The organism is Vibrio sp. 10N.261.55.A7, assembly GCF_002877365.1.
Lineage (GTDB): Bacteria > Pseudomonadota > Gammaproteobacteria > Enterobacterales > Vibrionaceae > Vibrio.
On sequence record NZ_MCWZ01000274.1, the window covers coordinates 1 to 18,855 of the forward strand.

Here is an 18,855-nt window from a genome sequence, read left to right on the forward strand (position 1 = left end):
GGAAAGTCGCGATGAACCTAAAAAAAGCCCAAGCATTAAGCTTGGGCACTGGATTACTTATTACGACCTTTTACCATCGTCATTAAGCGCTTACGCTTGCGCTCTTGTGAGATTGTCATCTTGTTGCTCTTACCCTCAAACGGGTTCTCACTGTTCTGGAATTGAATACGGATTGGCGTACCCATAATTTCCAATGACTTACGATAATAATTCATCAGGTAGCGTTTGTAAGAAGCTGGGAGCTCTCGAACTTGGTTACCATGAATTACGATGATTGGCGGATTGTAACCACCAGCATGCGCATACTTCATCTTCACGCGACGACCACGTACCATTGGTGGTTGGTGATCATCCGATGCCATCTTCATGATTCGAGTTAGTACTGACGTACCAACTCGTGTAGTCGCTGAGTTATAGGCCTCTTCAACAGATTCAAATAGATGCCCAACGCCTGTTCCGTGTAGCGCAGAGATAAAGTGGATACGTGCAAAGTCAACAAAACCTAAACGGCGGTCTAGCTCTTTCTTCACGTGCTCTTTAACATCGCTATCCAAACCGTCCCACTTGTTAACCGCGATAACCACTGAGCGACCCGCATTCAACGCAAAACCAAGTAGACTAAGGTCTTGCTCTGAAATGTTCTCACGTGCATCTATCAATAGTAATACGACGTTAGCGTCTTCAATTGCTTTTAAGGTTTTAACAACAGAGAACTTTTCAACGGTTTCATTGATATTCTTACGACGTCGAACACCTGCCGTATCGATCAATACATATTCACGCTCATCACGCTGCATTGGAATATAGATTGAATCACGCGTGGTGCCAGGCATATCATAAACAACAACACGCTCTTCACCTAAAATTCGGTTGGTCAGCGTTGACTTGCCCACATTTGGACGGCCAATGATCGCAAGCTTAATCGGTTGATCCTGTAAACGCTTGTACTCGGCTTCTGCCTCTTCTTCCGTCAGGTCTAGCTGATCTTCTTCTGCGTCTTCGAATTCAGTTAAATCATTAACTTCACCCTGCTCAGCCTTTAAAGATTCAGCAAATGGATTCAGTGCAAACTCAATAAGAGCGGTAACACCACGACCATGGGCAGCGGCGATTTGGTACATATCATCAACGCCAAGCTTCCAAAAATCAGCACAAGCGGCGTCACCATCAATACCGTCGATTTTGTTCACGACTAACATAGACGGCTTTTCAATCTGACGTAAATGTTTCGCTATCGCTTCATCTGAAGGCGTCAAACCTGCACGGCCATCGACCATGAACAATACAACATCGGCTTCATCAATCGCCGCAAGCGACTGCTCTGCCATCTTGGTTTCTACACCTTCTTCCGTGCCATCAATACCGCCGGTATCAATCACAATGAAGTCATGCTCTTCCATTTTTGCATGTCCGTATTTACGGTCACGAGTCAAACCTGGAAAGTCAGCAACCAATGCGTCACGTGTACGTGTCAGTCGGTTAAACAATGTAGATTTACCTACATTAGGACGTCCGACAAGAGCAACAACAGGTACCATAATTAACCTCTACAATATGTTCTCTATGTAGTTATAGGTAACGGATTGCCAAACGTCTAAATCAGTGTGCGAAACTCGCCTACTTAGAACGCAATACGGTTACCTATAACCACATTCTTTAATTTTATTCAATAAAACGGCCCCTAGCTGTTACCAGCGAGGAGCCGAATGTGAATTATATCACGATATTATTTATTGATCGTCAGTTTCTTTACATCGCCGTTGCGCGTGATGATCACATATCCATCAGGCGTGACTGTAGGACCGACAGCAAAGCCACTATCGTTCACCATTTGCTGTGCTACGAACTCGCCGCTGGTACGATCAAGCCAATGAAGATAACCTTCACTGTCTCCCACAACAACACGGTTATTAACCAACACTGGAGCACTCAACTGTCGATACTCTAGCTCTTTATTACTCCAAAGCTCAGTACCACTTCGAGCGTCAACCGCCACGAGATGATCTTTGTCTGTCACTAGGTAAAGTCGGCTGCCATCTGTCGCCATATCGGTTGCAGAAGAATACGTTCGTTTCCACACAGGGCTGCCCGATTGAAGATCAATACTTGTCAGTTGTCCGTTAATACCGACAGTAAACAAAGTACTACCGACAATAATCGGTGACGAATCCACATCAACTAAACGATCGATTTCTGTGGACCCTTGCGGTGTTCCAATAGGCTGTTGCCAAATAAGCTGACCACTCTCTATGATGGCTGCGGCTAAACGACCATTCGCCGTTCCCCAAAACACACCACCAGAAATCGATACTGGCGTACTATCACCACGGAGTGTTAAGTTAGGAACATCGCTGCTGATGGCCCACTTTTGGGTGCCACTTTCTTGGTCTAATGCAGCCAGTACACCACGACTTGTATTCACAATGATCATGTTATCGACCGCAAGCGGTGACGCAAGCACTTCGCCATCGACCTCTACTCGCCAAACCAACTCGCCAGTACTTTCATCTAGCGCAATAACCTGTCCATTTTCGCTGCCAATATAGATCTGACCATAAGAAGCGACGACTCCACCGGATAAACGAGCTGAAACATCCTCTTCTAAGTCTGTTTCCCACAGCGTCTTCCCCGTGTCTGGACTAAGCGCTCTAACTAAGCCATCTCGGCTGGCGATAAAGACTTTGCCATATGCGTACTCAGGAGCAAGCTTAGAAAAGAAATGCCCAACACCATCACCGATCGATGAGCTCCACTCCTGACTTGGAGTGAATTCACTCTCCACCAACGGCACGGGCGCCATAATAATGGTGTCTTCTTCACTCGCACATCCTATCAATGCTCCAACAACGACTGTTGAAACTAATAGGCGACTCAATAATTTATTCATCATCAGAGCCCTTATTTGGCTAGATCATCAAGCTTTAGCTGCAATGTTTGGCTAGCGTCGGTTGCTTGTTGAGCTTCAGTATAAGCAGCAAAAGCCGCATCACTGTTACCTTGTCTCAGCTCAATATCACCGCGCAATTCAGCAATACGACCAGACCAATTAGCATCAGTAATAGTCGTCAGCTCAGCCAATGCACCAGAGTAATTCTCTTGTTCAGCTTGAATACGAGCCACACGATAAGTAATGACCGCTTTAAGAGCCTCGTCTTTAGTTGCCGTTTTTGCCCACTCTAACTGAGCCAGTGCTTCATCGAGTTGTTTAGCCTCTACTTGAACTTTCGCTAATTGCAGAGCGGCCAACACGGAATATTCTGATTTTTCATTCGAATCAATAAAGCTTTGAACTTGCTCGATACCCGCATCATTTTGCGTCTGTAACGTTTCCATAGCTTGAGTGTAAGCTTCTGATGCTTGCTCTTTCGCTTCTATGGCTGAATCTTGGTAATAACGCCAGCCAAATAATCCACCAAGACCAACAACGGCACCTAAAATGACGGATTTACCGTTCTCCTTCCACCAGTCTTTAATGGCTTCAACTTGTTGTTCTTCACTATCGTAGACTTCCACTTGCTGTCCTTCTTTCATTCAATGAGTGGCGCTATTGAGCACCACCTAAAATCAATACACACTGAGATTTACGTAATAGACCTAGTCTACTTCTAAATAAGCTCAGCTAATTTGGCGGCCACATCAACTTGAGCGTACGTATCTTGCGTACCTGCTACTAGGTCTTTTAATACAACCGTATTATCTGCGACTTCATTTTCGCCAAGCACAAGGGCAATAGCCGAGCCGACTTTATCAGCACGTTTAAACTGCTTCTTAAAATTACCACCACCAAAGTGATTCATAATTCGAACACCAGGAACCTGATCACGTAGCTGCTCGGCCAACTTCATACCAGCCATCATGGTGCCTTCACCGGCAGTCACCATGTAAACGTCGACATTGCGACGAACATCGGTCAACTCTAAGGTTTCCATCATCAGAACCAGGCGCTCTAGACCCATTGCAAAGCCAACTGCATTCGTCGGTTTACCACCTAGCTGTTCGACTAGGCCATCGTAACGGCCGCCGCCACAAACTGTGCCTTGCGCGCCTAAGCTCTCGGTAATCCATTCAAAAACCGTACGATTGTAGTAATCGAGCCCACGAACTAAGCGCTCATTAACGGTATATTGGATATCTGCAGCATCAAGAAGTTCACATAAACCCGCGAAATGTTGCTTTGACTCTTCACCGAGATATTCAGATAGTCGAGGGGCGTCACCTAAGATGGCCTGAACATCAGGGTTCTTAGTATCAAGTACACGTAGAGGATTAGTATGCATACGACGCTTGCAGTCTTCGTCGAGCACATCAATGTGTTGCTCTAGGAAAGCCACTAACGCAGTGCGGTAGCTTATGCGATCTTCTTGAGAACCGATTGAGTTCAGCTCTAAGCGAACGTGTTTATCGATACCAAGCTCACGCCATAAACGTGCGGTCATCATGATAAGTTCTGCGTCTACATCTGGACCGTCTAGGCCAAACACCTCAACACCACATTGGTGGAATTGACGGTAGCGACCTTTTTGAGGACGCTCGTGACGGAACATTGGGCCCATGTACCATAGGCGCTGTTCATCACGGTTGATAAGACTGTTTTGAATACATGAACGTACACAACCTGCAGTACCTTCTGGGCGCAGCGTTAGGCTATCGCCATTACGGTCATCAAAGGTGTACATCTCTTTTGAAACAACGTCGGTCTCTTCACCAACTGCGCGGCTAAATAGGTTCGTCTCTTCAACGATAGGCATACGTACTTCGGTGTAACCGTATGCGCTAACCACACTTTTAACGGCACTTTCTACTTTCTGCCAAAGTGGTGATTGAGTTGGGAGACAATCGTTCATGCCTCGAATTGCTTGAATATGTTTTGCCACAATACTTACCGTAAATTAATGAGTTGCGATTTGATTTCGATTACTTCGTGTCGACCTGATGAATAGCAATACGATTCTTTTCGTCCGCCTGAGAAGCCTTTGCACGTATTTTCGCTTCCAGCTTTGCTACAAGATCATCATTATCAAATCGTTCTTTTTGACGTTTGCCGTCTTCATAAAAAGCGCTTTTCTTATTACTGCCCGCAAGGCCTAAATGCGAGACTTCAGCTTCGCCAGGTCCATTAACGACACAACCAATAATGGATACGTCTAACGGTGTAATAATGTCCTCAAGGCGCTCTTCTAATGCGTTAACAGTGCTGATCACATCAAATTCTTGGCGGGAGCAACTTGGGCAAGCAATAAAATTAATGCCTCGAGAACGAATTCTCAAAGATTTCAGAATATCAAAACCGACTTTGATTTCTTCAACTGGATCGGCAGCTAATGAGATTCTTAGCGTATCACCAATGCCTTCAGCTAAGAGCATTCCTAAACCAACAGAAGATTTAACCGCTCCAGCTCGCATACCACCCGCTTCAGTGATCCCCAAATGAAGTGGCTGATCAATTTCTTTGGCTAATAGGCGGTATGAGTCAACCGCTAAGAAAACGTCAGATGCTTTAACACTGACTTTAAATTTGTCAAAGTTTAGGCGATCCAAGATATCGACATGTCGCATTGCCGATTCAACTAACGCCGCCGGCGTTGGTTCGCGATACTTAATCTGTATCTCTTTTTCTAAAGAGCCACCATTAACCCCAATACGAATTGGAATGTTTTTGTCTCTCGCGCAATCCACAACCGATCGAACGCGAGCTTCAGAGCCGATGTTACCCGGATTGATTCTAAGACAGTCGACTCCGTATTCAGCAACCTTCAGTGCGATTCGGTAGTCGAAATGAATATCCGCGACTAAAGGAACAGATACCTGCTGTTTAATCTGCTTGAAGGCTTCTGCTGCATCCATCGTCGGCACAGAGACGCGAACGATATCCGCGCCAACTCGCTCAAGCGCTTGAATTTGAGCAACCGTAGCAGCGACATCAGTGGTACGCGTATTCGTCATAGACTGAACAGCAATGGGAGCACCATCACCAATAGGCACGTCACCGACGTATATTCGTGTCGATGGACGACGTTTTATAGGGGATTCGTATTGCATAGTTAGTTTCTAAGGTAAGGTGAATCTGGCTACTTTACCTGAAGTATACCCAGAAAGGTCGACAGGTTCACTCGCAAATGTCATTGAAACACTTTCTGGTGCACCAAGAATCACACTAAGTGGCGCTTCAGCCTCGAAGTTTAGGCTTTGACCAGCCTTTTTGATGCCTGTAGAAATGACTTTTCCTGAGGCGTCTTTTACCTGAATCCAACAATCGGCATTAAACGACATAGTAATAGGATTAAGACGCGCAGTCGTTGTGTTATCACTAGAGTTCACCGCTTCATCAATCTGGCGAATCTGCTCTTCATTGACTTCTTCAAAATTAGCGTCGTCTGCAATTACTGTGTTTTCAGCAATTGAGGTGGTGTTAGGCTCTTCCTGCGTGGTGTTGCTAACAGCATCGACACTAGGCTGGTTTTCGATTTCTTCTTGGATTGCCGGTTCAGGCAAAACGGCTGGAAGCTCAGTTTCGATAGGCTCAACGATATCAATAGTGGATACATCAACTTCATTGCCTAATTCTAACGATGGTTGAACCGCTTCCGATGCCGGTTCTTCAGAGCTTGATACAATAAGCGTATCTTGAAGTTGATTCTGCCACCACCAAATTGAGGAGATAGCGATAATGATGGCCAATATGCCCCATGTCACCATCATAACGCGGCTATCATGGCGTTCTCTTTTCGTTTTCCCTGAGAAGCTCATCATTTGTTGCTCTTGATGTTGAGCTTCACCACAATCCGCTAGCGCAGATAAAACAACGGATTCATCGATATTGACGGCTCTTGCGTAAGAGCGTAAGTAACCTCGAATAAAAGTAGCGACTTGCCCTGATTCAAAATTATTCTCTTCAATACCTTCAATAATAGAGATACGTAAACGCAAGCGATCAGCTATCTGCTTTTGAGTAAGCCCCAATTCAATTCGGCGTTCTTTTAAAATTGTTCCTGCTTCTTTTTTCTTTTCAGCCTCTTTAGGCTCTGAAATTGCAATATCTTGCTCGCTAATCATCGGTATTGTACTTCTCGTTTAGGTGTTCTTGCCGTACGTAAACTTTTATTAGTTATAGTTGGTAGTTACTTCAATGTACAAAAACAGTTAGTTGTTAAGGGATTAATCTCACTTTATACCGCTAATATCGAGGTATTTTCTTCTAAAACCTGACGCACAATTACAATTTCAGGTTAATTAGCAATTCTAATTGATATTGACTGATTAACAATACGCCCATGCAGCGAAAATCACAGGCAGGTCAAGGTTTTTCATAAATTTTACATAGATATGCGCGATTTTGATTTCAAAATGTAAAAACAACAAAGCCAGAGCATGCTCTGGCTTTGTATCAAAGGTTTCGATTAAATCGATTTCGTTGGAATCTCTTCGCCAACCGAGGCTTTTAATTTAGTTCGCTTAGTCCTATCAATTACATCACCGACGAGTTGCCCACATGCCGCATCAATATCATCGCCGCGTGTTTTACGAGTTGTGACCGTAAAACCGTATTCCATGAGTGTTTTCATAAAACGATCGATTCTGGAATTACTTGGTTTCTTATACGGTGAACCTGGGTATGGATTAAAAGGAATCAGATTAAACTTACACGGTGTATCTTTCATCAACTCGCCAAGTTCTCTCGCATGCTCCATTCCATCGTTGACATGGTCAAGAAGGATATACTCAACGGTCACTCGTCCACGATTTGCATTTGATGAGGCAATATAGCGACGAACAGAAGCTAAGAAGTCTTGAATATCCCAGCGATCATTGATTGGCATGATCTCACTTCTTAGCTTGTCATTCGCTGCATGTAGAGAGATAGCCAAGGCAACATCAATATTGCCTGTCATTTGATCCAAACCAGAAACAACACCAGAGGTAGATACCGTTACACGACGCTTAGATAAACCAAAACCAAGATCATCAAGCATAAGCTCAAGCGCAGGCATTAAGTTCTTCATGTTAAGCAGAGGCTCGCCCATACCCATCATAACGACATTCGTTATTGGGCGACGGCCTGTCTCTTTTTCTAAACCAATTTCACGGGCTGCGCGCCACACTTGGCCGATAATCTCAGACACTTTAAGGTTTCGGTTAAACCCCTGCTGAGCGGTAGAACAAAATTTACACTCGAGTGCACAGCCTACTTGTGAAGAAACACACAGCGTGGCTCTGTCATCTTCAGGAATATAGACCGTCTCAACATCTTGGTCGCCAACTCTCATTGCCCACTTAATGGTGCCATCCGTTGAATGCTGAGCTTCAGATACATAAGGAGCGCGAATTTCACAACGATGTTTCAGCTTTTCACGCAGTTTTTTGTTGAGATTGTTCATTTTATCGAAGTCGTCACAACCAAAGTGATAAATCCACTTCATCAACTGATCAGCACGGAATGCTTTTTCACCCAGCTCTTCAGCGAAAAATTTACGCATACCTTTACGATCAAAATCGAGTAGATTGATTTTTTCTGTGGTCATGTAGCCTCTCAATAACAGAAACAGGATTTAAGGGCGCGAATTGTACAGCCTTTATTCGGCAGCAACAAGGGTAAGCCGACATTGAATTAGCTATCTTCATCATTTACTGATGATTATTTTTTAACCGTATTTTTCATGGGTGTTTAAAAACGATAGGTATAAAAAAACCCCAGCGGTTGGCTGAGGCTTTAATCAATCATCATTTGACTTAACGAGGACAAATTTCAGAGCTTGGAAAGAAATATTCAATCTCTCTCGCCGCTGATTCTGGGCTATCAGAACCGTGTACTGAATTGTAACGCATACTAATTGCGTAATCCGCGCGAATGGTTCCACACGCAGCATTTTCAGGGTTTGTTGTGCCCATCAATTCACGATAGCGGCTAATCGCGTTTTCGCCTTCAAGAACCTGAACCATAATAGGCCCAGATGTCATGAACTCTTTTAACGCAGGGTAGAACTCTTTTCCTTCATGCTCAGCATAAAAACCACCCGCTTGCTCATCCGTTAAATGAACCATTTTTGCAGCAACAATTTGTAGACCTGCTTTTTCAATTCGGTGATAGATCTCACCGATCAGGTTACGCTCGACTGCATCTGGTTTAACGATTGAGAAAGTTCTTTCTAGAGCCATAAAAAATATCCTTTTGTTTCACTTATCATTGTTATTGCCGCCTTTGTCTTCGACGGCATTTATCATAAAAGCTTGTGTTACTTTTTAGCTTCGTCAGTAATAATACGTGCCAAAGTGCGAACACCCATACCAGTCGCACCCGCTGCCCACTTATCACTTGAGGATTTACGGTAGGTTCCCGCGCAATCCATATGCAGCCAGCCTTTCTTATAATCATCAACAAAGTAAGAAAGGAATGCAGCGGCCGTACTCGCACCAGGCGTGTAATCACCCGAGCTGATGTTAGATAAATCGGCAAAATTCGATGGTAGCATTCCGCGATGAAAATCCGCTAACGGTAGTGGCCATAGACCTTCTTTTTCTTGACCTGCCGCACTCAATGCCTTGTGTGCAAGCTCATCATCAAAGCTCATTAATGCGTGATAATCATTACCTAGCGCATTCTTTGCCGCGCCAGTTAAGGTCGCACAGTCGATAATCAGTTCAGGGTTCTGCTCACTGGCATACATTAAGCCATCAGCAAGCACCAAACGGCCTTCGGCATCAGTATTCATGATTTCTACTGTCTTGCCATTTTTATAGGTAATGATATCACCTAACTTTAATGCTCGGCCTGAAATCATGTTCTCTGCACAGCACAGAATCAATTTAACACGCTTGTTTAATCCGCGCATAATAGCCAATGCCAAACCACCAGTAATGGTGCCCGCTCCGCCCATATCCGCTTTCATTGCCGTCATGAACTGGCCTGGTTTGATGCTATAACCACCAGAATCAAATGTGATGCCTTTACCCACAAGACAAGCAAACACTGGGGCATTTTCATCCCCCGTCGGGTTGTAATCAAGCTGAAGCATTGCTGACGTTCGCTCTGAACCACGACCGACAGCAAAGATGCCCTGCCAATTTTCCGCAAGTAAATCTCTGTCCTTAACAATCTTGACGCTTACAGTCCCTTTCGGTGCGACTGACTTAATGAATTCAGCCGCCATCGTAGCAAGCTGTCTTGGTGCCACTTCTTCAGCCGACTTATTGATAATATCGCGGGTCCAGTCAGTGGCTTTAATTCTTGCTTCTAATTCAGACTGATCTGACTCTGGTAACGATTGCCACTCAAGTACGTTTTGTTTTTTCGGTCCTCTGTAACCCTGTTGGAAGGCCCAAATACTTTCAAGATCCCAGTGCTTACCCTGTAAAGAAACGGCTTTTACACCCTGCGCATCAAGTTTACGAGCTGCTTTTTGAATCGTGCCTAGGTCGTGCCCTTCACCTATGTGAACGGTTGCACCGCTATCAGAAAAAGACAATATGGCCTTTTCCCCCCATTTAGGGGTTGCTGGTTCATGGCTGATAACTAGAGACATCTGTGTTGACATGGTTTCTCCTTGTCTTGGAAAGGTTTTTGTACCATTTTTATATACGCAAGAATGTTAGCATTATGTAGGGTGAAAGTGTCAATTTGATAAAAAAAACGGACCAATAGGTCCGTTTTCTTAATTTATGTTGGCTTTCATAGTTAAAAGCACAGATACGTTCGCTCTAATCCGCTTCATCCATCCAGCAAAGCATAATGGCTTCTAATATTTTCTCGTTAGAGTGCTTAGGATCGTCATCAAAATCGTCGAGATCCAGAACCCATTGATGAAGGTCTGTAAAACGAACCGTTTGAGGGTCTGTATCTGGGTACAAATCGTATAACTCAATCGCGATATCTCGCGAATCAATCCATTTCAAGCTCATAGTTAGTCCTTTTACATTGCTCGTTGTTAACGTTCTGTTTTAATGTTCTTCTGACGCGAGATTCAACGTGTACTTTGGAATTTCAACCACGAGATCTTCATCTTCAACTTTCGCTTGGCAACCAAGACGAGATTCCATCTCTAATCCCCATGCTTTATCTAACATGTCGTCTTCAAGATCATCACTCTCTTCTAATGAATCAAACCCTTCACGAATAACAATATGGCAGGTTGTACAAGCACAAGACTTCTCACATGCGTGCTCGATACCAATACCATTTTTAAGTGCTACATCTAAAACCGTCTCACCTTTTTTAGCTTCCAGTACTGCGCCTTCTGGGCAAAGATCTTCGTGAGGTAATACTACTATTTTAGGCATAAATTCAATCTCTTAAATATCATCAACTGACTGGCCTGAAAGCGCAGTACGAATAGATTTGTCCATACGACGAGAAGCAAAGTCTTGGCTTGCTTGGTCGGTAAGCTTAATGCCATGTTCAATAGCATCTGCATCATTACCATTTCGAAGCTCAATCAAAGTCTCAATCGCGTTTAACAATTGCTGTTTTTCTTCTGCCGAAAGCAGCTCGTCACCATCTAGGTGCATTGCGGCAATAAGGCCTTCAATGACACGGTCAGCTTCAACACGCTGCTCCGCCAATGAGCGAGCATCCATGTCCTCTTTTGCAAAGGTCATGGAGTCTTTAAGCATGTTGGCAACTTCAGTATCGCTCAAGCCGTAAGAAGGCTTAACTTGAATTTCCGATTGAACACCCGTGCTCTTCTCCATAGCCGTAACTGAGAGAAGCCCATCCGCATCCACTTGGTAGGTAACACGAATATGCGCAGCACCTGCCGTCATAGGAGGAATGCCTTTCAAAGCAAAGCGCGCTAATGAGCGACAATCATCAACCATTTCACGCTCCCCCTGTACAGTGTGTACTGTCATCGCGGTTTGGCCATCTTTGAATGTTGTAAACTCTTGGGCTTTTGCTACGGGTATGGTTGTATTACGAGGAATGATCTTCTCTACCAGCCCTCCCATGGTTTCAATACCAAGAGAAAGTGGAATAACATCCAGCAGTAACATTTCTGAATCTGGCTTATTGCCCGCAAGAACATCAGCTTGAATTGCTGCGCCAATCGCGACAACTTCATCGGGATTGATATCGGTAAGCGGTGTTCGACCAAAGAAGTTTCCGACTAAATCTCTTACCTGTAGCGTTCTGGTAGAACCACCGACCATCACCACTTCCATAACCTCATCGGCATCAACAGACGCGTCTTTTAACGCTCTTCTGCATGACAATAAGGTTTTCTTGATCAATGGTGTGATCAGCTCGTTGAACTCTTCTCTAGCAAGAGTTCCTGTCCAACCCAGCACTGACACTTCACTCAATTCTGATTCAGAGAGCGCGACTTTAGCTTGAGTGGCCGCGTTCAGTAATTGTCGACGCTGCTCAGGGCTAAGTTTGTTATTGTTACCCATTTTCGACAGTAGATGTTCAGCAATCAAGTGATCAAAATCATCCCCACCGAGCGCAGAGTCTCCACCCGTAGCCAAAACCTCAAAGACGCCTTTTGATAAGCGTAAAATAGAGATATCAAAGGTACCGCCACCTAGATCGTATACAGCAATGACCCCTTCCTTTCCGGAATCAAGGCCATAAGCCAGGGCTGCAGCGGTTGGCTCATTAAGAAGACGTAAAACATGAAGGCCCGCTAAGTTGGCAGCATCTTTAGTGCCCGCTCTTTGCGCATCGTCAAAATAAGCAGGGACAGTGATAACAACGCCAGCGAGTTCTCCACCTAGTGTTTTTTCAGCGCGTTGACCCAGGGTTTTCAAGATATCAGATGAAACTTGAATCGGATTCTTGGTGCCTTGCTTCGTTTGTATTACAGGCAAACCATTATCACTCTCTTCAAATTGGTAAGGGAGTGTAGGATAACGGTTATTAATATCTTGGAGAGATCGACCGATCAATCGCTTAACAGAAATGACGGTATTCTCAGGATCACGTTCTGCGTTATCGAGTGCAGACTGCCCAACGTCTAAAGTATCTTCAGAATAATGGACGACTGAGGGAAGGATGCTTTTACCGTGATCATTTTTAAGCGGAGCTGCTTTTCCGCTTCTGACCGAAGCAACGAGCGAATTCGTTGTACCTAAGTCGATCCCTGCTGCCAATTTATGTTGATGAGGAGCAGAACTTTGTCCTGGTTCGGCAATTTGAAGTAGTGCCATTGAAGCGTCCTTAAATGTTCTAATTAGCTTTTGTATTATGTGCTTTCGTCTAGATGAACGTTGATTGTCTCGTTAATGCCCAAATTAACCAAGCAAGCGATCTTCAACCTGTTCTATTTGCTGTAGCAGTTTATCAATAAACTTTAGTTTTCGAACAAGATTCGCCGCGAGTGACCACTCAGCCTTCTCAAGAGCGGCTTCAAGATTACCTAGCTCTTGCTTGAATAGCTTACTAATACGTTGTTCAAAATCGAATAATTTATCTTCTGCGTCAGAAGCAGATTCTATCTCTTCGAGCTCTTCTCTCAACTCCATCTGATCCATTAGGAAGAGTGGATCTTGCATCGTTTGCTGCTCTGATTCCAGTTCGTATCCACTAACCGTCAGTAGATATTCAGCGCGAGAGATCGGATTCTTCAGCGCTTGGTAAGCATCATTGATTTGAGCCGCTTGCTGCACCGACATCAAACGATCACGTTCAGAGGAGGTCGCGAAGTTATCTGGATGAAAACGTTTTTGTAATTCTCTAAATTGGGAAGAAAGAAGGCTACCATCCAGCGGAAACTGAATTGGTAGCCCAAATAATTCAAAATGATTCATGAAACATCAATCCTAGGAGACAAGCTAGAGCATAGCTCCTAGCTGGGTGCCTTATCTAATTAGACAAACTGGGTCTAAAAGATGGGTTATTAAACGTTGAAGCTTTCACCACAACCACATTCACCTTTGGCATTAGGGTTGTTAAATTCAAACCCTTCGTTTAAGCCTTCTTTGACATAATCTAACTCAGTTCCATCCAAGTAAACCAAGCTTTTTGGATCTATGATGACCTTAACACCTGAATGTTCAAACACTTGGTCTTCTTCATTCAAATCATCAACAAACTCGAGTACATACGCCATACCTGAACAGCCAGTGGTTTTCACTGCTAATCGCAATCCGATACCCTTTCCGCGGTTATCTAAGAATGATTGAACTCGGCCTGCTGCCGTTTCTGTCATGGTGATGGCCATACTACAACCTTGTGTTTTTATAATCGATAGAACTAGGTGAGAGCGTCATGATGCCCTCACCCATTATTTAGCTTTTTTTCTTGTAATCCGCAACTGCTGCTTTAATCGCATCTTCGGCCAAAATTGAACAGTGAACTTTCACTGGTGGCAATTCTAGTTCTTCCGCAATTTCAGAGTTTTTGATGGCCGCAGCTTCATCAATGCTTTTGCCTTTCACCCACTCAGTGACTAGTGAGCTCGATGCAATTGCGCTACCACAACCGTAAGTCTTAAACTTAGCATCTTCAATAATACCGTCAGGCGTTACTTTGATTTGCAGTTTCATTACGTCACCACAAGCTGGAGCACCAACCATGCCACTTCCAACACTTGGGTCTTCTTTATCAAACGAACCTACATTACGTGGGTTTTCGTAGTGATCAATTACTTTTTCGCTATAAGCCATGTTAGTTACCTCGAATCCTCTATATCCTTGAGATTAATGATGAGCCCACTCAACAGTGTCCAAATCAATCCCTTCCTTATACATATCCCATAGAGGAGACATGTCGCGTAATTTGTTTACGGCTACACGAATCTGTGCGATTGCGTAGTCCACTTCTTCTTCCGTCGTAAATCGACCGAATGAAAATCTTACTGAGCTGTGTGCAAGTTCGTCGTTTAGACCAAGTGCACGTAATACGTATGAAGGCTCTAAACTAGCAGACGTACATGCAGAGCCAGAAGAAACGGCTAGATCTTTCAGAGACATAAGCAGTGACTCACCTTCAACGAAAGCAAAACTTACGTTCAAGTTATGAGGTACACGTTGCTCAAGATCACCATTCACAGTAACAGCTTCAAGATCGATAACACCGTTAAGTAGGCGCTCACGCAAGGCTTTTGCATGTTCGAAATCTTTCTGCATGTCTTGCTTAGCAATAGCGAACGCTTCGCCCATTCCTACAATTTGGTGCGTCGCTAATGTACCTGAACGGAAACCACGCTCATGACCACCACCATGCATTTGCGCTTCTAGGCGTATGCGAGGTTTACGACTCACGTAAAGTGCGCCAATACCTTTAGGGCCGTATGCTTTGTGAGCAGAAAGAGAGATAAGATCAACTTTCATCTCTTTTACATCCAGCGGAATTTTGCCTGCTGATTGAGCTGCATCGACGTGGAATACAATCTTACGTTCGCGACAAATCTCACCAATAGATGTGATGTCTTGAATAACGCCAATTTCGTTATTCACATGCATAATAGAAACAAGCACAGTGTCATCACGCATTGCTTCTTGAAGCTTACTTAAGTCAATAATACCGTTTGATTCAGGTTCAAGATATGTCACCTCGTAACCTTCACGCTCTAGTTGTCGGCATGGATCCAATACAGCTTTATGTTCGGTTTTACAGGTAATAATATGCTTACCTTTCTTACCGTAAAAATGCGCCGCACCTTTAATCGCTAAGTTGTCTGATTCTGTTGCACCAGAAGTGAATACGATTTCGCGTGGATCTGCATTTAGAAGGTCAGCGATCTGCTCACGTGCATTATCAACTGACTCTTCAGCTTGCCAACCGTAGCGGTGAGAACGAGAGGCAGGGTTACCAAAATTGCCATCCATCGTCATGCACTGAACCATCTTTTCTGCAACTCGAGGGTCGACTGGGCAGGTTGCTGAATAGTCAAAATAAATAGGCAGTTTCATTTATTACTCCAATGTAAATCCGTTTCGCTATGAGCGAACACTTGCGCGAATCGTTGTCGCGCGAGGCATTTTTTCTGATACACCTTGTGTGACTGCTAACTTAATATCTTGACGATCTGAGATATCTAATATCTCACTGTCTTTCATTAGTTCACCAAGTGTAATGTTATTTAAAAAACCGCTAATTCGTGCACTTAAATCACGCCATAGGGTATGAGTGAGACAACGAGAACCACCTTGGCAGTCTCCTTTTCCACTACATTTGGTCGCATCTATCGACTCGTCTACCGCTGAAATTACTGAACCAATTGCGATAAGGTTGGCGTCTTCTCCAAGACGATAACCACCGCCAGGGCCGCGAACACTCGCAACTAAGCCAGCTTTTCTCAATTTAGAAAATAGCTGTTCCAAATAAGAGAGTGAGATACCTTGGCGTTCTGAAATATCAGCGAGGGGCACAGGGTTCTGTTGAGAGTGCAGTGCCACATCTAACATGGCTGTTACCGCATATCTTCCTTTAGATGTCAGTCTCATTTGCTCATATCCACATTAATTATGTGGTATGGATTTTTTCATACCTGACTAAAATGGTCAAGTATTTATTTGACTAATTTAGTCAGGTATTCAATTCGTTCGTGTTAACTGACCGGACTACTTCTTTTCTATCGAACTTAAAATACCTCTTAAGATATTCAGCTCTTGAATTTCAGGGCGTGCTCGGCTAAACAAACGCTTCAGCTTGTTCATCACTTGGCCTGGTTGATCCTTAGAAATAAATTGGGTATCCGTAATCACTTTTTCAAGATGCTCATAGAACATTTCGAGCTCTTTATGCCGAGGGTATTCTTCTTCAAGAGTCGGCTTATTTGTGAACTGGCTTTGTTCAGCAGCTAAGTGTGCCACTCGTACTTCATAGCAAATAGTTTGAACGGCCATCGCCAAATTTAACGAGCTATATTCCGGGTTAGCAGGAATACACACGTGATAATGACATGTCTGAAGCTCTTCATTTGTTAAACCCGTTCTCTCTCGGCCAAAGACTAATGCAACGGGATACTTTTGCCCTTCTACAGAAAATTTTTCACCACACTCTCTAGGCTCAAGCATTGGCCACTCTAATGTACGTGAGCGCGCACTGGAACCAACGACTAAAACGCAATCTTCTACAGCTTGCGCAAGCGTATCAACCACGACTGCATTTTCGACTAAGTCACTAGCGCCAGCGGCCAGAGCCAAAGTTTGATCGTCAACATCACACTGCGGGTCGACTAAAACAAGTTGGTTCAACCCCATCACTTTCATAGCACGCGCTGCTGATCCAATATTCCCTGAATGTGATGTACCAACAAGTACAACTTTAACGTTGTCTAACATATAGCTTCTCTACAACATGATTAAAAACGGCCAAATTCTAACATACCTATCAATAAATAGTGATGGATGATAATTCTAATTTTCAATGGACAAAAAATCACCACTTCCATTTCACTTCAGCTCTGGTATACTTCGCCAGCTTTTTTTGTTCTTTAACATCCGTTGGGAAATTTATATGCATCCTATGCTAAATATCGCTATTCGCGCTGCGCGAAAAGCAGGCAATCATATTGCTAAATCTCTGGAAAACCCAGATAAAATCGAATCTACGCTAAAAGGTACTCATGACTTTGTTACTAATGTAGATCGTGAAGCTGAAGCACTTATCATTGATACTATCAAGAGCTCTTACCCTGATCACTCGATCGTGGCTGAAGAAAATGGCCTAATCGAAGGCAGAGACAATGACGTGCAATGGATCATTGACCCACTGGATGGAACAACTAACTTCGTAAAAGGTATTCCTCACTTCGCAGTTTCTATCGCTGTACGCATTAATGGCAAGACAGAAGTTGCCTGTGTATACGACCCAATGCTAAATGAACTATTTACCGCTCAACGCGGTGCTGGTGCACAGCTTAACAATGGTCGACTACGCGTTAATCCATTGAAAGACCTAAATGGCGCTATCTTAGCGACAGGCTTCCCTTACAAGCAAAAACAGCATTCTGAATCTTATTTCAAAATCATGTCAGCTCTATTTGTTGACTGTGCAGACTTCCGTCGCACAGGCTCTGCTGCTCTTGATCTTTGTTACCTATCTGCTGGTCGTGTAGATGGCTTCTTTGAGCTTGGATTAAAGCCATGGGATCTTGCAGCAGGTGAGCTGATTGCTCGTGAATCTGGTGCAATTCTAACGGATTTCTCTGGTGGTACTGATTACATGAAATCAGGCAATACTGTAGGCTCAAGTGCTCGCGGTGTTAAAGCTATTCTTAAGCACATTCGTGAAAACGGAAATGAAGCCATTCTCAAATAATCTTGAGTCTGTATAAGAACTAGTTAAAGCCGAGCCCTCTTAAGAGCTCGGCTTTTTTATTTTTAGCAACAGAAAAGCTATAAACAGTCCGGTTGCCTATAATAGAACCGAACGATTACACTTCATTTTCCATAGCACAAAGCTTCACAGGGTTCTTTTTGTCTCATTAAAATCCTTATTTTTCTAGTCCCATTGAAGAGCTAGTTGACTACTAGAACCGTACTTTTAATTCGACTAAACAATACTCAACATCACGAAATTACAACGTTCGAATGGCGATAGCCTAATACTTGGCCTGGATAGCGAGTTTACTTTTCACTATATAGCTTTGTATGAGAGGGGAATAAAGATAAAAGATAGTAAGGGTTTTAGTATGACTAAACGCAAAAAAAGCTCTAGCATTTCTGCTAGAGCTTAGAATATGGCAGGGGTGGAGAGATTCGAACTCCCAACACGCGGATTTGGAATCCGCTGCTCTGCCAATTGGAGCTACACCCCTATCTTCAGTTTTAGTGAGCTGAAACTCAAAATTAATGGCGGAGTGGACGGGACTCGAACCCGCGACCCCCGGCGTGACAGGCCGGTATTCTAACCAACTGAACTACCACTCCGCAGTGGAAGACTTGCGCTAGCAAGTGTTCATAATTTAAAGCCTGGCG

The 18,855-nt window shown here is 43.9% G+C and carries 19 protein-coding genes and 2 tRNA genes; 1 reads left to right on the forward strand and 20 read right to left on the reverse strand.

Annotated features, from left to right (window positions below; genetic code table 11):
• Positions 1–53 precede the first annotated feature (53 nt).
• The 18 genes from der to trmJ form a co-directional block, all read right to left on the reverse strand.
• Positions 54–1,538, reverse strand: a complete 1,485-nt coding sequence (gene der, locus BCU12_RS12035) for a ribosome biogenesis GTPase Der (protein ID WP_102404491.1) — start codon at positions 1,536–1,538, stop codon at positions 54–56.
• Between the two features lie 188 nt (positions 1,539–1,726).
• A complete protein-coding gene (bamB, locus tag BCU12_RS12040; RefSeq protein ID WP_102404492.1) occupies positions 1,727–2,887 on the reverse strand; it encodes an outer membrane protein assembly factor BamB in 1,161 nt (386 codons plus the stop codon).
• A gap of 11 nt (positions 2,888–2,898) precedes the next feature.
• Positions 2,899–3,513 (reverse strand): YfgM family protein, encoded by a 615-nt coding sequence (locus BCU12_RS12045; protein ID WP_102404508.1) that lies wholly within the window; start codon positions 3,511–3,513, stop codon positions 2,899–2,901.
• A 92-nt stretch (positions 3,514–3,605) separates the two neighbouring features.
• Entirely contained in the window at positions 3,606–4,874 is a 1,269-nt protein-coding gene (gene hisS, locus BCU12_RS12050; RefSeq protein WP_102404493.1) for a histidine--tRNA ligase, read from the reverse strand.
• A 40-nt stretch (positions 4,875–4,914) separates the two neighbouring features.
• Positions 4,915–6,039, reverse strand: coding sequence for a flavodoxin-dependent (E)-4-hydroxy-3-methylbut-2-enyl-diphosphate synthase (gene ispG / locus BCU12_RS12055; protein WP_102404494.1), 1,125 nt, complete (start codon positions 6,037–6,039; stop codon positions 4,915–4,917).
• Positions 6,040–6,048: 9 nt separating this feature from the next.
• A complete protein-coding gene (gene rodZ / locus BCU12_RS12060; protein WP_102404495.1) occupies positions 6,049–7,053 on the reverse strand; it encodes a cytoskeleton protein RodZ in 1,005 nt (334 codons plus the stop codon).
• A gap of 344 nt (positions 7,054–7,397) precedes the next feature.
• Entirely contained in the window at positions 7,398–8,519 is a 1,122-nt protein-coding gene (locus BCU12_RS12065; protein WP_102404496.1) for a bifunctional tRNA (adenosine(37)-C2)-methyltransferase TrmG/ribosomal RNA large subunit methyltransferase RlmN, read from the reverse strand.
• Positions 8,520–8,727: 208 nt separating this feature from the next.
• Positions 8,728–9,153, reverse strand: coding sequence for a nucleoside-diphosphate kinase (gene ndk / locus BCU12_RS12070; protein WP_102404497.1), 426 nt, complete (start codon positions 9,151–9,153; stop codon positions 8,728–8,730).
• A 77-nt stretch (positions 9,154–9,230) separates the two neighbouring features.
• Positions 9,231–10,529: an aminopeptidase PepB gene (pepB, locus tag BCU12_RS12075; protein ID WP_102404498.1), complete on the reverse strand. Its 1,299-nt coding sequence runs from the start codon at positions 10,527–10,529 to the stop codon at positions 9,231–9,233.
• A gap of 163 nt (positions 10,530–10,692) precedes the next feature.
• Positions 10,693–10,893 carry a Fe-S cluster assembly protein IscX gene (gene iscX / locus BCU12_RS12080; RefSeq protein ID WP_102404499.1) on the reverse strand — a complete coding sequence of 67 codons (201 nt, stop codon included), beginning with the start codon at positions 10,891–10,893 and terminating at the stop codon, positions 10,693–10,695.
• Positions 10,894–10,932: 39 nt separating this feature from the next.
• On the reverse strand, positions 10,933–11,271 hold the full coding sequence (fdx, locus tag BCU12_RS12085; protein ID WP_102404500.1) for an ISC system 2Fe-2S type ferredoxin: 339 nt from the start codon (positions 11,269–11,271) through the stop codon (positions 10,933–10,935).
• A gap of 12 nt (positions 11,272–11,283) precedes the next feature.
• Positions 11,284–13,137, reverse strand: a complete 1,854-nt coding sequence (hscA, locus tag BCU12_RS12090) for a Fe-S protein assembly chaperone HscA (protein ID WP_102404501.1) — start codon at positions 13,135–13,137, stop codon at positions 11,284–11,286.
• Positions 13,138–13,221: 84 nt separating this feature from the next.
• Entirely contained in the window at positions 13,222–13,737 is a 516-nt protein-coding gene (hscB, locus tag BCU12_RS12095; RefSeq protein ID WP_102404502.1) for a co-chaperone HscB, read from the reverse strand.
• A gap of 89 nt (positions 13,738–13,826) precedes the next feature.
• A complete protein-coding gene (gene iscA / locus BCU12_RS12100) occupies positions 13,827–14,150 on the reverse strand; it encodes an iron-sulfur cluster assembly protein IscA (RefSeq protein WP_102404503.1) in 324 nt (107 codons plus the stop codon).
• A gap of 67 nt (positions 14,151–14,217) precedes the next feature.
• Positions 14,218–14,595, reverse strand: a complete 378-nt coding sequence (gene iscU / locus BCU12_RS12105) for a Fe-S cluster assembly scaffold IscU (RefSeq protein ID WP_102404504.1) — start codon at positions 14,593–14,595, stop codon at positions 14,218–14,220.
• Positions 14,596–14,628: 33 nt separating this feature from the next.
• The gene (locus tag BCU12_RS12110; protein WP_102404505.1) at positions 14,629–15,843 is read right to left on the reverse strand and encodes an IscS subfamily cysteine desulfurase; all 1,215 of its coding nucleotides are present in this window, start codon (positions 15,841–15,843) and stop codon (positions 14,629–14,631) included.
• A 27-nt stretch (positions 15,844–15,870) separates the two neighbouring features.
• On the reverse strand, positions 15,871–16,377 hold the full coding sequence (gene iscR, locus BCU12_RS12115; RefSeq protein ID WP_102404506.1) for a Fe-S cluster assembly transcriptional regulator IscR: 507 nt from the start codon (positions 16,375–16,377) through the stop codon (positions 15,871–15,873).
• A 117-nt stretch (positions 16,378–16,494) separates the two neighbouring features.
• Positions 16,495–17,217: a tRNA (cytosine(32)/uridine(32)-2'-O)-methyltransferase TrmJ gene (trmJ, locus tag BCU12_RS12120; RefSeq protein ID WP_102404507.1), complete on the reverse strand. Its 723-nt coding sequence runs from the start codon at positions 17,215–17,217 to the stop codon at positions 16,495–16,497.
• 175 nt (positions 17,218–17,392) lie between these two features.
• On the opposite strand from trmJ, the gene suhB reads away from it, so the two are divergent.
• Positions 17,393–18,196 (forward strand): inositol-1-monophosphatase, encoded by an 804-nt coding sequence (gene suhB, locus BCU12_RS12125; RefSeq protein ID WP_102404509.1) that lies wholly within the window; start codon positions 17,393–17,395, stop codon positions 18,194–18,196.
• A 422-nt stretch (positions 18,197–18,618) separates the two neighbouring features.
• On the opposite strand, the gene BCU12_RS12130 is transcribed toward suhB, so the two are convergent.
• Both BCU12_RS12130 and BCU12_RS12135 read right to left on the reverse strand, forming a co-directional pair.
• Positions 18,619–18,695 (reverse strand) — tRNA-Trp (locus tag BCU12_RS12130).
• A 35-nt stretch (positions 18,696–18,730) separates the two neighbouring features.
• Positions 18,731–18,807, reverse strand: a tRNA-Asp gene (locus BCU12_RS12135).
• Positions 18,808–18,855 lie beyond the last annotated feature (48 nt).

What these genes read in the sequence shown, in the direction of transcription:
- rodZ (WP_102404495.1), bottom strand. Translation starts at nt 7,053, where the DNA reads ATGATTAGCGAGCAAGATATTGCAATTTCAGAGCCTAAAGAGGCTGAA.
- iscR (WP_102404506.1), bottom strand. Translation starts at nt 16,377, where the DNA reads ATGAGACTGACATCTAAAGGAAGATATGCGGTAACAGCCATGTTAGAT.
- iscU (WP_102404504.1), bottom strand. Translation starts at nt 14,595, where the DNA reads ATGGCTTATAGCGAAAAAGTAATTGATCACTACGAAAACCCACGTAAT.
- trmJ (WP_102404507.1), bottom strand. Translation starts at nt 17,217, where the DNA reads ATGTTAGACAACGTTAAAGTTGTACTTGTTGGTACATCACATTCAGGG.
- ndk (WP_102404497.1), bottom strand. Translation starts at nt 9,153, where the DNA reads ATGGCTCTAGAAAGAACTTTCTCAATCGTTAAACCAGATGCAGTCGAG.
- iscX (WP_102404499.1), bottom strand. Translation starts at nt 10,893, where the DNA reads ATGAGCTTGAAATGGATTGATTCGCGAGATATCGCGATTGAGTTATAC.
- ispG (WP_102404494.1), bottom strand. Translation starts at nt 6,039, where the DNA reads ATGCAATACGAATCCCCTATAAAACGTCGTCCATCGACACGAATATAC.
- BCU12_RS12065 (WP_102404496.1), bottom strand. Translation starts at nt 8,519, where the DNA reads ATGACCACAGAAAAAATCAATCTACTCGATTTTGATCGTAAAGGTATG.
- BCU12_RS12110 (WP_102404505.1), bottom strand. Translation starts at nt 15,843, where the DNA reads ATGAAACTGCCTATTTATTTTGACTATTCAGCAACCTGCCCAGTCGAC.
- iscA (WP_102404503.1), bottom strand. Translation starts at nt 14,150, where the DNA reads ATGGCCATCACCATGACAGAAACGGCAGCAGGCCGAGTTCAATCATTC.
- hscA (WP_102404501.1), bottom strand. Translation starts at nt 13,137, where the DNA reads ATGGCACTACTTCAAATTGCCGAACCAGGACAAAGTTCTGCTCCTCAT.
- pepB (WP_102404498.1), bottom strand. Translation starts at nt 10,529, where the DNA reads ATGTCAACACAGATGTCTCTAGTTATCAGCCATGAACCAGCAACCCCT.
- hscB (WP_102404502.1), bottom strand. Translation starts at nt 13,737, where the DNA reads ATGAATCATTTTGAATTATTTGGGCTACCAATTCAGTTTCCGCTGGAT.
- fdx (WP_102404500.1), bottom strand. Translation starts at nt 11,271, where the DNA reads ATGCCTAAAATAGTAGTATTACCTCACGAAGATCTTTGCCCAGAAGGC.
- der (WP_102404491.1), bottom strand. Translation starts at nt 1,538, where the DNA reads ATGGTACCTGTTGTTGCTCTTGTCGGACGTCCTAATGTAGGTAAATCT.
- bamB (WP_102404492.1), bottom strand. Translation starts at nt 2,887, where the DNA reads ATGAATAAATTATTGAGTCGCCTATTAGTTTCAACAGTCGTTGTTGGA.
- suhB (WP_102404509.1), top strand. Translation starts at nt 17,393, where the DNA reads ATGCATCCTATGCTAAATATCGCTATTCGCGCTGCGCGAAAAGCAGGC.